The organism is Nocardioides kribbensis (genome assembly GCF_015070375.1).
Classification (GTDB): Bacteria; Actinomycetota; Actinomycetes; order Propionibacteriales; family Nocardioidaceae; genus Nocardioides; species Nocardioides kribbensis.
Genome location: NZ_JADCLL010000001.1, coordinates 923,633 through 936,444, shown reverse-complemented (window position 1 = coordinate 936,444; position 12,812 = coordinate 923,633). Strand labels below are relative to the sequence as shown.

The window sequence follows — 12,812 nt, the reverse complement described above, 5'->3', positions numbered from 1 at the left end:
GACCGCAGTCACATACTCTCGGTACATGAACGCCGCGAACCCCAGTCCGGCCGGCGGCCCGCTCGTCGAGGGCCCGCACGACCCCGAGCACGACCCGACCGCGTCCTACGCCCTCGAGCCCGACTACGTCGCCTCGCTGACCCAGCGCATCCTGGCCACCTCGGGGGAGACGGTGCCGGTGCGCTCGCCCCTCGACGGGGCGCCGCTGGCCCACCTGCCGCAGTCGAGCGAGGCCGACGTGGCCGAGGCGTTCGTCCGCGCCCGCCGGGCCCAGGTCGCCTGGTCGCGCACGAGCCTGGAGCACCGCTCGGCGATCCTCATGCGGCTGCACGACCTCGTGCTCGACCGCCAGGAGGAGATCCTCGACCTGATCGTGCTGGAGTCGGGCAAGGCCCGCAAGCACGCCTTCGACGAGCCCCTGCACATCGCGCTGACGGCGCGCTACTACGCCCGCACGGCCCACGACCACCTCGACACCCGGCGCAAGGCCGGCGTGGTGCCGGTGCTGACGCGGGTCGAGGTCAACCGGGTCCCCAAGGGCGTCGTCGGCATCATCTCGCCGTGGAACTACCCCTTCACGATGGCGCTGTGCGACGGCCTGCCGGCGCTGATGGCCGGCAACGCGGTGGTGGCCAAGCCCGACAGCCAGACCATGCTCACCGCGCTGCTGGGCGCCCAGCTGCTGGAGGAGGCCGGCTTCCCGCGCGACCTGTGGCAGGTCGTCTCGGGGCCGGGCTCGGTGGTCGGCACGTCGATCATCGCGAAGTCCGACTACGTCTGCTTCACCGGCTCGACGGCCACCGGCACCCGCGTGGCCCAAGCCTGCGCCGAGCGGCTCATCGGCTGCTCGCTGGAGCTCGGCGGCAAGAACCCCATGCTGGTGCTGCGCGACGCCGACGTGGAGCGCGCCGCCGAGGGCGCCGTGCGCGGTGCCTTCTCCAACGCCGGCCAGCTCTGCGTCTCGATGGAGCGGCTCTTCGTGGCCGACCAGGTCTACGACCGCTTCGTGGAGCGCTTCGTGGCCCGCACCCAGGCGATGACGCTGGGAGCCACGTTGGCGTGGGAGAACGACATGGGCTCGCTGATCTCCGCCGACCAGCTCGAGACCGTCACCCGTCACGTCGAGGACGCCGTGGCCAAGGGCGCCCGCGTGCTCACCGGCGGACGGGCCCGCCCCGACCTCGGCCCCTTCGTCTTCGAGCCCACCATCCTCGAGGGCGTGACCCCCGAGATGACCTGCTTCGGCCAGGAGACCTTCGGCCCGGTGATCTCGCTCTACCGCTTCCACGACGAGTCCGACGCCGTGGCCCGGGCCAACGACGGCGACTACGGCCTCAACGCCTCGATCTACAGCCAGGACGGCGCGCGCGCCCGTGAGCTGGCCCGGCGCGTGCGCTGCGGCACGGTCAACGTCAACGAGGCCTTCGCCGCGACCTTCGCCAGCGTCGACTCCCCGATGGGCGGCATGCGCGCCTCGGGCATGGGTCGGCGCCAGGGCAGCGAGGGCATCCACCGCTACACCGAGTCGCAGTCGGTCGCCACCCAGCGGCTGCTGCGGTTCTCGCCCGTGCTGGGCATGTCGGAAGAGACCTACGCGAAGGTGATGACCCTCAACCTCCGCCTGATGAAGAAGCTGGGGCGCGCCTGATGGGCAAGCACGTGGAGCACGACTACGACGTCCTGGTGATCGGCAGCGGCTTCGGCGGCTCCGTCACCGCGTTGCGACTGACCGAGAAGGGCTACAAGGTCGGCGTCATCGAGGCCGGGCCGCGCTTCGAGGACGACGACTTCGCCTCCGGCACCATGGACCTCAAGCGCTACTTGTGGGCCCCGGCGCTGGGGATGTACGGCATCCAGCGCATCGACGCCGTCCGCGACACCCTGATCGTGGCCGGCGCGGGGGTCGGCGGCGGCTCGCTGGTCTACGCCAACACCCTCTACGAGCCCCTCGAGCAGTTCTACGCCGACCCGCAGTGGGCCTCGATCACCGACTGGCGCGAGGAGCTCGCCCCCTACTACGACCAGGCCAAGCGGATGCTCGGCGTGGTCGAGAACCCCGTGCGCACCCCGGCCGACGAGGTCATGGAGAAGGTCGCCGGCGACATGGGCGTGGCCGACACCTTCCACCCGACGCCGGTGGGGGTCTTCTTCGGCGGCCCCGGCCAGGAGCCGGGGGAGAAGGTCGCCGACCCGTTCTTCGGGGGCGAGGGCCCCGACCGCAACGCCTGCCTCAACTGCGGCGAGTGCATGTCGGGCTGCCGCCACAACGCCAAGAACACCCTGGTCAAGAACTACCTCTACCTCGCGGAGAAGAAGGGCGCGCGGGTCATGCCGCTGACCACGGTGACCCGGGTCAGCCCCCGCGACGGCGGCGGCTACGACGTCGCGGTCAAGTACACCAAGGCCAAGCGCGCGACCGCCCGCACGACCCGCACCCTGACCGCCGAGCACGTCGTCTTCGCCGCCGCCTCGCTCGGCACCCAGAAGCTGCTGCACCGGATGAAGGACGAGGGCCACCTCCCGGGCCTGTCGGACCGGCTCGGCTACCTCTCGCGCACCAACTCCGAGTCGATCCTCGGCGCGATCGCGCCGGCCTCCGACCCGACCGACTACTCCTACGGCGTCGCCATCACCTCCAGCTGGCACCCCGACGAGCACACCCACATCGAGCCGTGCCGCTACGGCAAGGGCTTCAACACCATGGCGATGATGCAGACCGTCCTCACCGACGGCGACGGCGAGGGCCCGCGCTGGCGCACCTGGCTCAAGGCGATGTGGACCGAGAAGGCCAAGCTCCTCGAGCTCTACGACCTGCGCCACTGGTCGGAGCGCACCGTCATCGCGCTGGTGATGCAGAGCCTCGACAACTCCATCACCACCTACGGCAAGCGCGACCGGCTCACCGGGCGCTGGCGGATGACCTCGCGCCAGGGTCACGGGGCGCCCAACCCGACCTGGATCCCGGTGGCCAACGAGGCCGTGCGCCGCATCGCCGGCGTGCTCGGCGGCACTGCCGGCGGCAACATCGGCGAGCCGTTCAACATGCCGCTCACCGCCCACTTCATCGGGGGCTGCGCCATCGGCGAGAGCAGCGAGACCGGCGTCGTCGACCCCTACCAGCGCGTCTACGGCCACCCCGGCCTCCACGTCGCCGACGGGTCGGCGATCAGCGCCAACCTCGGGGTCAACCCGTCGCTGACGATCACCGCCCAGGCCGAGCGCGCGATGGCGCTGTGGCCCAACAAGGGCGAGGCCGACCGCCGCCCGCCCCTGGGGGCCGGCTACGAGCGCGTCGCCCCGGTCGAGCCGCGCTCGCCCGCCGTACCTCCGCAGGCGCCGGCGGCGCTGCGGCTGCCGATCGTGGGGGTCAGCTGAGGGTGCCTGTCTAGACCGCGCGCGGTTCTGGCAGGAAGTCCTGTCAGCCCCGTAACCCGGCCTCGGGGGGCTCGTTGAGGTGAGCAGACCCGGCAGTCATGCTCCCTCCCAAGGCCGGGTCAGTGGTCCAGGCGCTGTCCAACAGAGGCGTGGACGATCAGGGCCCGGCCAACCCTCCCTCCCCGGCCGGGCCCTGGTGCATTTCCCCCTCCTGCGCACGCTCGTCCGGGGCCGAGACCGGCGCGACGGCACGGTGCCGGGCCTCGATAGGCTGGGTCCATGAGTGACGAGACGCCCGGGCTGCCCGACCACGACCTCGTGCTGGTGGTCGACTTCGGCGCGCAGTACGCCCAGCTGATCGCCCGCCGCGTCCGCGAGGCGCGGGTCTACTCCGAGATCGTGCCGCACCACGTGCCGGTGGCCGAGATGCTCGCGCGCCGGCCGAAGGCGATCATCCTCTCCGGCGGGCCCTCCTCGGTCTACGCCGAGGGCGCACCGAGCATCGACGCCTCGCTGTTCGAGGCCGGCGTCCCGGTCTTCGGGATGTGCTACGGCTTCCAGCTCATGGCCTCCGGCCTGGGCGGCGAGGTTGCGCGCACCGGCGCCCGGGAGTACGGCCGCACCGCCGTCTCGGTCGCCGAGCCCGGCACGCTGCTGGCCGACGTGCCCGCCGAGCACACCGTGTGGATGTCGCACGGCGACTCCGTCACCGCCGCCCCCGCCGGCTTCTCGGTGCTGGCCTCCACCGCGACGACGCCGGTGGCGGCCTTCGAGAACGTCGACGCCGGCTTCGCCGGCGTGCAGTGGCACCCGGAGGTGCTCCACACCGAGCACGGCCAGCAGGTGCTCGAGCACTTCCTCGTCGACATCGCCGGCTGCCGCCAGACCTGGACCATGGTCAACATCGTCGAGGAGCAGATCGAGTCGATCCGCGCGCAGATCGGCGAGCGCGGCCACGCGATCTGCGGGCTCTCCGGCGGCGTCGACTCCGCCGTGGCCGCCGCGATCGTGCAGCGCGCGATCGGCGACCGGCTGACCTGCGTCTACGTCGACCACGGCCTCATGCGCCAGGGCGAGACCGAGCAGGTCGAGCGCGACTTCGTCGCCGCCACCGGCGTCGACCTCAAGGTCGTCGACGCCGAGCAGCGCTTCCTCGACGCCCTCGCCGGCGTCACCGACCCCGAGGAGAAGCGCAAGGTCATCGGCCGCGAGTTCATCCGCGTCTTCGAGGCCGCCGAGGCCGAGGTGCTGGGCGAGGCGGTGAAGGAGACCGGTGAGACCGTCGCCTTCCTCGTGCAGGGCACGCTCTACCCCGACGTCGTGGAGTCCGGCGGCGGCGCCGGCGCCTCCAACATCAAGAGCCACCACAACGTGGGCGGACTGCCCGACGACCTCGAGTTCGAGCTCGTCGAGCCGCTGCGCACGCTGTTCAAGGACGAGGTGCGCCTGGTCGGCGAGCAGCTCGGCCTGCCCCCCGAGATCGTCTGGCGCCAGCCCTTCCCCGGGCCCGGCCTGGGCATCCGCATCATCGGCGAGGTCACCCGCGCCCGCCTCGACCTGCTGCGCCAGGCCGACGCCATCGCCCGCGAGGAGATGACCGCCGCCGGCCTCGACCGCGACATCTGGCAGATGCCCGTCGTGCTGCTCGCCGACGTGCGCTCCGTCGGCGTCCAGGGCGACGGCCGCACCTACGGCCACCCGGTCGTGCTGCGGCCGGTCACCTCCGAGGACGCCATGACGGCCGACTGGGCGCGCCTGCCGTACGAGGTCATGGAGCGGATCTCCACGCGCATCACCAACGAGGTCGAGGAGGTCAACCGGGTCACGGTCGACATCACCTCCAAGCCCCCGGGCACCATCGAGTGGGAGTGAGGGTCGTGGGCGCGAGGCCGCACCGTGCTGCCGGATGGATCGCGTCCCTGGGCGCGGCGGTCCTGCTCCTGACCGGGGCGCTCGTCCCGCCCGCCTCCTCGAGCGACCCGACCGACCCGACCGACCCGGTCGCGGTGTCGGAGCCGGACACCGCGGCGCAACCGTGGACGGAGGAAGAGGGTCTGCTGGTGAGCACCGGCGACACCGAGATCAGCCTCGCCACGGTCACCCGACCCGGTGACCGCCGCCAGATCGACGTGGGCGTGGGCCCCTACCGGGCGGCACTGCGCAACTGGTCGCCCGACGGGCGCTACCTCGTGCTCGACGCCGGCGGCCCCGAGCGGGAGCGTCAGGTGGTGCTCGACCCGGTTTCGCTCGAGACCCACCCGGTCCCGCTGCGCGATCGCTACGGGCAGGGCATCGTCTGGGAGGACCCTGACCACCTGCTCATCGTGCGGGTCGTGGATGGGGTGGTCACGGTCGACCGGCACGAAGTCGGCTCCGCGTCGGCGCCGGAGCCGGTGTCGCGGACCGGCGTCGAGGTCGACGCCTCGGTCGTGACGCTCTCGCGCGCCGGCCTCCTCGCGACCGCCCACGGGGCCGCAGGGGCCGCGCCGTCGGTGCGGATCGTCGACACCCGGCCCGGCCCCGCCCCCGAGGCCGCCTACGATCTCGCCGCCCGCACACTCAGCTGGTCACCCGACGGGGACCTGCTCGTGGTGGACAACGCCGAGGGCACCTACCTGGTCGACCCCACGGCCGAGGAGCCCCGGCGGCTCGACCTCCCCGGCGAGCTCGACACCGTCTTCTGGTCACCGTCGGGGCGGTGGCTCGTGGCCTTCGGCAGCGAACCGGGCTCGGCGCGGGTGGTGGACGTCAGCACGGCTCAGGACTGGGCCTGGCCGGAGCTGCCGGTCAGCCCCTCGTTGAGCATGGTCTCGTGGCAGCCCGTGCCCGCGTGCACCGTCGCCGGCACCGGAGGCGACGACGTGCTGCGGGGCACCGCGGGAGACGACGTGGTGTGCGCCGGCGCGGGCGACGATGTCGTGCTCGCCGGTCCGGGGCACGACACGGTGCGTGGCGGCCTGGGTCGTGACCGGCTCAGCTTCGCGACCAGCGGCCGTCGCGCTGGGGTGCGGCTGCGCGAGTTCGCGGCCGAGGCCGACGGCACGACCCACGTCTTCGAGATCGAGGAGGTTCTCGGCAGTGTCCACGACGACGTCCTGGTCGGCTCGCCGGGCGACGAGCTCCTCGCGGGCGGCGCCGGGGACGACGCGCTCGACGGCGCGGCCGGGGACGACCGCCTCCGGGGAGGTGAGGGTGAGGACACCGCCGCCTACGGCGTCGTGTTGCCGGGCCGCTACACCGTACGGCGCATCGAGGTCGACCTCGGCGCGGGCTCCTCACGGGGCGCCGACGGCGAGGACGAGCTCGACCACGTCGAGAACCTCACCTCCTTCGCGCAGCTGGGTCGACTGGCCGGTGACGGGGAGGACAACGTGCTGGCCTCCGACGGCCGGTCCACCCTGGTGCCCCGGGGAGGGGACGACGTCGTGGCCGGGTACGGAGCGGTCAGCTGGGCCGGCGCCCCGCGGGCAGTGAGGGTCGACGTCACCCGTGGCGTCGCGACGGGCTGGGGCACGGACCTGCTGGCGAGCTTCCCCGAGCGCGACGACCCGCCGTCGGTCCTGCACATGACGCGGTTCGACGACGAGGTGGTGGTCACGACGCAGGCCGTCGTGCTGGGGGCAGGTGACGACGCCGTCGTCCGCCTGCGCGGTGGCGAGGTCGCCGGTGGTCCGGGGCGGGACAGGGTGGACCTCAGCCCGTTGGGTCGCGGTGCCCTCGTCTACGCCCACCCCTTCCAGCTCCAGCGCTCCCGGCTGTACTCCGAGTTCGTCCTGGGGCGCGAGGAGGTCGTGGTGGACGACGTCGAGGCCGTGCTGATGAGTCCCCACGACGACGTGCTCCTCGGGGGGCCGCGCCTGGTCCGGGGAGGCGCGGGGGACGACTTCCTCCTCGGCACCGGCTGGGCCGAGAGGCTCGGAGGGGGCCCCGGAGCGGACGTGGTGGTCGGCAAGCGCGGCATCGACCGGATCGACGGCGGATCCGGCACGGACGACTGCCGCGCGGACCGCAGGGACACCGTCGTCCGGTGCCCGTGACCGGCGACCCCCGCCTGACCCGCACGTGCCAGGCGTACGCCGCTCCCCGGGCCATGGCGCATGGCCCGACCGGGTCATTTCGCCCCGCAGCGGCTGACAGCGCCCCCGCGAGCGCCTAACGTTCTTCTCGAGCCGCTGGTGACCCGAGACGCCAGCGGTTCACTACGTGCGAAGAGGCCCCCGGCAGCAGCCGGGGGCCTCTTCTGCGTCCTGCATCCGTCGCGCGGGCTAGCCTGTCGGCCGGTCGTCGGTCAGGCGTTGAAGGTGTCGGGGTCGGAGTCGTCGGGCACGACGTGCACGGCGGCCTCCTCGGCCGAGGCCGCGGCGCCGTCGATGCCGACGTCGTCGCCCACGAGCTCTTGGTCGACGTCCTCGCCGAGGCCCTGGTCGGGGTCGACCAGGCGGCCCGCGCGCTCGTCGCCGACCTCGCCGTCGTCGAGCTGGTCGAGGCGCACGTCGGGATCGGCGTCGGCCTTCTCCGCCTGCTCGTAGGGGTCGGCCTCCGGCACCTCCTGGGCCACGCGCTGGTCGAGGGTCTCGCCGGTGGCCTCCTCGTAGGGGGTGTTGCCGAAGCCCTGGGCGGCCGAGTACTTCTCCGGCGGGGAGTAGCCGCGGTCGAGCTCGTCGGCGACGTCGGGGTCGCCGAGGTCGTCCATGTTGGTGGGCTGGTCCTCGTCGTCGACGGAGTAGTCGCCGTAGGTCTCGGCGTCGGTCGTCGGGTCAGGAGTGCTCTCGGTCATGGCCCCACCGTAGGCCGCCCCACGGCGTGGTCAGGTCACCCGAAGGGACCCCGGGCCCGACGCGGGGCCGACCCGGGGCCGACCTCACGACGGCTCAGGCGGGCGCGATCAGCTCGGTGCGCTCGGCGGCCACGATGACGGCACCCACGAGGCTGGCGCGGTTGCCGAGCTCGCTGGCCAGGACGGGCGTCAGGGCGGCCGCGTCGAGGGCGTGGCGGCGCAGGCCGACCCGCGCGGGCTCGAGCACGAGCTCGCCGGCGCGGGCCATGTCGCCGCCGACGACCACGATGTCGGGATCGAGCAGGTTGACGATGCTGGCCAGCCCCCAGCCCAGGTGCAGCCCGACGTCCTCGAAGGCGCGCTGGGCGGCGACGTTGCCGGCGAGGGCTGCGTCGACGATCTCCTCGATGACCGCGCCGGGCAGCTGGCCGCCCATCATCGACTGCACCGTGCCGATGGAGGTGTAGGCCTCCAGACAGCCGCGGCTGCCGCAGCGGCACAGCGGGCCCTGCTCGTCGAGGGTCAGGTGCCCGATCTCCCCGGCGCTGCCGTGGGCGCCGCGGAAGAGCTCGTTGCGGATGACGACGCCGGCGCCCACGCCGGAGGAGATCTTCACGAAGACCGAGCTGCGGTGGCCGCGGCCCACGCCGCGGCGGTGCTCGGCGAGCGCCCCCAGGTTGGCGTCGTTCTCGACCAGGGCCGTGGCGCCGAAGACCTGCTCGGCCGCGGTGCGGGCGTTGACCCCGACCCACGACGGCAGGATCGCGGAGGACTGCACGACGTCGGCGGTGACGGGGGCCGGCAGGCCCAGCCCGACGGTGCGCAGGGTCGGCCCGCCCGGGAGCATGCCGAGGAGCATCTCGTGCGCGCAGTCCAGCGCGGCGCGGTGGTCGAGCCCGGAGTGGAGCGGGCGCCGCTCCTCGTGGAGGAGCCGGCCGGCGAGGTCGCCGACGGCGACGGCGACGTGGCTGTGGCCGAAGTCGACGCCGGCGACGACCCCCGCGGTCTCGGCGAGCCTCACCGAGGACCCGCGCCGGCCGCTGCCGGGCGCGATGGCGACGAGCCCGGCCGACGACAGGTCGCGCAGGATGTTGGACACCGTGGCCGGGGCCAGCCCGGTGGTGCGGGCGAGCTCGGCCTGCGTGTACTCCGCGGGCAGGGCGTCGACGTCCTCGCCGGCCACCGCGGGGTCGACGACGCCGAGCCCCCGCAGGACGTCGAGCACGCGGTGCTGGTTGGCGGTGCGCAGCGTCGACGTCGACCCGGGGGCGGCGTCGAGGCGCTGTCTGGTCATGGGCGGAACTGTGCCTCGGGTCACAGCTTGTGGTCAAGACGTGAATGATCAACGTGCGAGTAACGAGTTATGACCATCTTTGCGTTCACTACTTGACGACAAGTCTGTGACGGCTGACACTCGACCCAGTCAACCCGGCGGCGTGCCCGCCCCAGTCGAGGGAGAACCATGTCCACACCCCTGCACCGCCTCGCAGCCTTCGGTGCTGTGCTCGCCATCGGCACCGCCGGCCTCACCGCCTGCGGCGCCAACGACGCCGAGAGCGGCTCCGACGGCGGCGGCGACAGCGCCTCCGGCGGCACCATCGCCCTGCTCCTCCCGGAGTCCAAGACCACCCGCTACGAGGCCTTCGACAAGCCGCTCTTCGAGGCCGCGGTCGCCGAGCTGTGCTCGGACTGCGAGGTCGACTACTACAACGCCGACCAGGACGAGGCCAAGCAGGCCCAGCAGCTCACCAGCGCGCTGACCGCCGGCGCGTCCGTCGTCGTGCTCGACCCGGTCAACGGCGCCGGCGCCACCGGCATGGTCCAGGAGGCCCAGGGCCAGGACGTGCCGGTCATCGCCTACGACCGCTTCATCGACGGCGCCGACTACTACATGTCCTTCGACAACGAGACCGTCGGCCAGATGCAGGCGGAGGCCCTCGTCGAGGCCGTCGGCGACACCGGCAACATCCTCATGCTCAACGGTGCGCCCAGCGACCCCAACGCCGCGCAGTTCAAGGCCGGCGCCCACAGCGTGCTCGACTCCAGCGGCGTCACCATCGCCGAGGAGTACGACAACCCCGACTGGAGCCCCGAGAACGCCCAGCAGTGGACGACCGACCAGCTGAGCAAGTACGACCCCAGCGACATCCAGGGCGTCTACGCCGCCAACGACGGCCAGGCCGGCGGCGTCGTCGCGGCCCTGACTGGCGCCGGCGTCTCCTCCGACGAGCTGCCCCCGATCACGGGTCAGGACGCCGAGGTCGCCGCGATCCAGCGCATCCTCGCCGGTGAGCAGGAGATGACGATCTACAAGCCCATCCCGATCGAGGCCGAGACGGCCGCCGAGGTGGCCGTGGCCCTGGCCCAGGGCGAGGAGCCCGCGTCGACCAGCGAGACCGGCATCGACCAGAGCGACTACGAGGGCGTCACGTCCTACATCTTCGACCCGATCGTCGTGACGGCCGACAACGTCGCCGACACCGTCATCGCCGACGGCTTCTACTCCGCCGCCGACATCTGCACCGGCGACTACGCCGCTGCGTGCTCGGAGGCTGGCATCTCCTGATGAGCGCCACGACGACGGAGAAGCCGGTCACGGGACAGACCGTCCTGTCCCTGACCGGCATCAACAAGAGGTTCGGGGCCGTGCAGGCCCTCACCGACGTGCACCTGGAGGTGGCGGCCGGCGAGGTCGTCGCCCTCGTGGGCGACAACGGTGCGGGCAAGTCGACCCTGGTCAAGGTCATCTCGGGGGTCTACCAGCCCGACGAGGGTGACATCACCTTCGCGGGCCGCAAGATCTCGGTCGGTGGCCCGTCCGACGCCCAGGCGCTGGGAATCGCGACGGTCTTCCAGGACCTGGCCCTGTGCGACAACCTCGACGTCGTCGCCAACCTGTTCCTGGGCCAGGAGCGCCTGCTCGGGCCGGTGCTCGACGAGGTCACGATGGAGAAGGAGGCGTGGCGCCTGCTGCGCACCCTCTCCGCCAAGATCCCCTCGGTCCGCATCCCCATCGCGGGGCTGTCGGGCGGTCAGCGCCAGACGGTGGCGATCGCCCGCAGCCTCGTGGGCAACCCCAAGCTCGTCATGCTCGACGAGCCCACCGCGGCCCTCGGTGTCGCGCAGACCGCGGAGGTCCTGAACCTCGTCGAGCGGCTGCGCGAGACCGGGCTCGGGGTCATCCTCATCAGCCACAACATGGCCGACGTCCAGGCCGTGGCCGACCGCATCGTGGTCATGCGCCTGGGCCGCAACGCCGCGGAGTTCCGCACCGAGGAGACCACGACCGAGCAGCTGGTCGCGGCCATCACCGGCGCCTCCGACAACGTGGTCGCCGCGCGCGCCAGCCGGCGTGCCGGCACCACCGACACCACCGAGGGAGCGGGCCAGTGAGCGCCACGACCGACGAGACGCAGTCGGCCGTCGCCGCCGACATCGCCGACGAGCGGCTCATCCAGAGCCAGGGTCTCGGCGGCCAGGCCCGCGCGGTCTGGAACCGGCTCAAGGGCGGTGAGCTCGGCATGCTGCCCGTGGTCATCGGGCTCATCGTCATCTCGCTGGTCTTCTACTCCCAGGAGCCGACGTTCCTGTCGTCGAAGAGCCTGGTCAACATCACGCTCTTCGCCGCACCGGTCGGCGTCATCGCGCTGGGCATCGTGCTGGTGCTGCTGCTGGGGGAGATCGACCTCTCGGTCGGCTCGGTCTCGGGCTTCGCGGCCGCCTCCATGGCGGTCCTCGTCGCCAACAAGAGCCAGTCGCTGATCGTCGGCATGATCGCCGGCATCCTCATCGGCACCCTGATCGGCTCGGTCTACGCCCTGCTCTACACCCGCCTCGGCGTGCCCAGCTTCGTGTTCTCCCTCGCCGGCCTGCTCGGCTTCCAGGGAGCGCTGCTCTACGTGCTGGGCGACCAGGGCACCATCGTGCTGCCCACCGACTCGGGCCTGCGGCAGTTCGCCCGCGAGCGCTTCCTCAGCGACGGTGCGGCCTACGTGCTGCTCGCGGTGGTCGTGCTGGCCTACGTCGGCTCGCAGCTGCTGCTGGTGCGCCGGCGCAAGGCGGCCGGCCTGACCCCGCCCAACCTCACCATGGTCGGCATCAAGGCGGTGCTCCTCGCGGGCGGCCTGGGCTTCCTGACCTACTACCTCGGCATCGACCGCGGGTGGGGCTACCTGTTCGTGCTCTTCGTGGCCCTGGTCGTCGTCATGGACCTCATGCTGCGCAAGACCACCTGGGGTCGCCACGTCTACGCCGTGGGCGGCAACGAGGAGGCGGCCCGTCGCGCCGGCATCAAGGTGGGCCGGATCTACTTCTCGGTCTTCGCCGCGACCTCGACCTTCGCGGCCCTGGGCGGCATCCTGCTGGCCGGTCAGCTCACCTCGGTCTCGCAGAGCAGCGGCACCACCGACACCAACCTGACCGCGATCGCGGCCGCGGTGATCGGCGGCACCAGCCTCTTCGGCGGCCGCGGGTCGGCATACTCCGCGCTGCTCGGCATCATCGTGCTCCAGGCCATCCAGAGCGGCCTGAACCTGATGAACGTCGACTCCTCGGTGCGCTTCATGGTCACCGGTGCGGTCCTGCTGCTGGCGGTCGCGATCGACTCGGTCTCGCGCCGGGTGCGCTCCTCCAGCGGACGCGGGTAGCGGCCCCGGCCCCG

9 protein-coding genes are annotated in these 12,812 nt (G+C 72.4%); 7 read left to right on the top strand and 2 right to left on the bottom strand.

Annotation, left to right across the window (positions count from 1 at the left end):
• Window positions 1-25: 25 nt before the first annotated feature.
• The 4 genes from IR170_RS04300 (at window position 26) to IR170_RS20185 (ending at window position 7,412) form a co-directional block, all read left to right on the top strand.
• The gene (locus IR170_RS04300) at window positions 26-1,648 is read left to right on the top strand and encodes a succinic semialdehyde dehydrogenase (RefSeq protein WP_193661302.1); all 1,623 of its coding nucleotides are present in this window, start codon (window positions 26-28) and stop codon (window positions 1,646-1,648) included.
• Window positions 1,648-3,375 (top strand): GMC family oxidoreductase, encoded by a 1,728-nt coding sequence (locus tag IR170_RS04295; protein WP_227488409.1) that lies wholly within the window; start codon window positions 1,648-1,650, stop codon window positions 3,373-3,375. Before IR170_RS04300 ends, IR170_RS04295 begins: the two co-directional genes overlap by 1 nt.
• Before the next feature lie 279 nt (window positions 3,376-3,654).
• Window positions 3,655-5,247 carry a glutamine-hydrolyzing GMP synthase gene (guaA, locus tag IR170_RS04290; protein ID WP_056903665.1) on the top strand — a complete coding sequence of 531 codons (1,593 nt, stop codon included), beginning with the start codon at window positions 3,655-3,657 and terminating at the stop codon, window positions 5,245-5,247.
• A gap of 188 nt (window positions 5,248-5,435) precedes the next feature.
• Window positions 5,436-7,412, top strand: a complete 1,977-nt coding sequence (locus IR170_RS20185; RefSeq protein ID WP_193661301.1) for a calcium-binding protein — start codon at window positions 5,436-5,438, stop codon at window positions 7,410-7,412.
• 251 nt (window positions 7,413-7,663) lie between these two features.
• Here the strand turns inward: IR170_RS20185 and IR170_RS04280 are convergent, their stop codons facing one another.
• Both IR170_RS04280 and IR170_RS04275 read right to left on the bottom strand, forming a co-directional pair.
• The gene (locus IR170_RS04280) at window positions 7,664-8,152 is read right to left on the bottom strand and encodes a DUF5709 domain-containing protein (protein WP_056863826.1); all 489 of its coding nucleotides are present in this window, start codon (window positions 8,150-8,152) and stop codon (window positions 7,664-7,666) included.
• 94 nt (window positions 8,153-8,246) lie between these two features.
• Window positions 8,247-9,446: an ROK family protein gene (locus IR170_RS04275; RefSeq protein WP_193661300.1), complete on the bottom strand. Its 1,200-nt coding sequence runs from the start codon at window positions 9,444-9,446 to the stop codon at window positions 8,247-8,249.
• Between the two features lie 168 nt (window positions 9,447-9,614).
• On the opposite strand from IR170_RS04275, the gene IR170_RS04270 reads away from it, so the two are divergent.
• The 3 genes from IR170_RS04270 to IR170_RS04260 are packed head-to-tail and all read left to right on the top strand — an operon-like array spanning window position 9,615 to window position 12,798.
• Window positions 9,615-10,718: a substrate-binding domain-containing protein gene (locus tag IR170_RS04270; RefSeq protein ID WP_056863828.1), complete on the top strand. Its 1,104-nt coding sequence runs from the start codon at window positions 9,615-9,617 to the stop codon at window positions 10,716-10,718.
• The gene (locus tag IR170_RS04265; RefSeq protein WP_056863829.1) at window positions 10,718-11,545 is read left to right on the top strand and encodes an ATP-binding cassette domain-containing protein; all 828 of its coding nucleotides are present in this window, start codon (window positions 10,718-10,720) and stop codon (window positions 11,543-11,545) included. The genes IR170_RS04270 and IR170_RS04265 overlap by 1 nt, the downstream gene beginning before the upstream one ends.
• On the top strand, window positions 11,542-12,798 hold the full coding sequence (locus IR170_RS04260) for a sugar ABC transporter permease (protein WP_193661299.1): 1,257 nt from the start codon (window positions 11,542-11,544) through the stop codon (window positions 12,796-12,798). The genes IR170_RS04265 and IR170_RS04260 overlap by 4 nt, the downstream gene beginning before the upstream one ends.
• Window positions 12,799-12,812 lie beyond the last annotated feature (14 nt).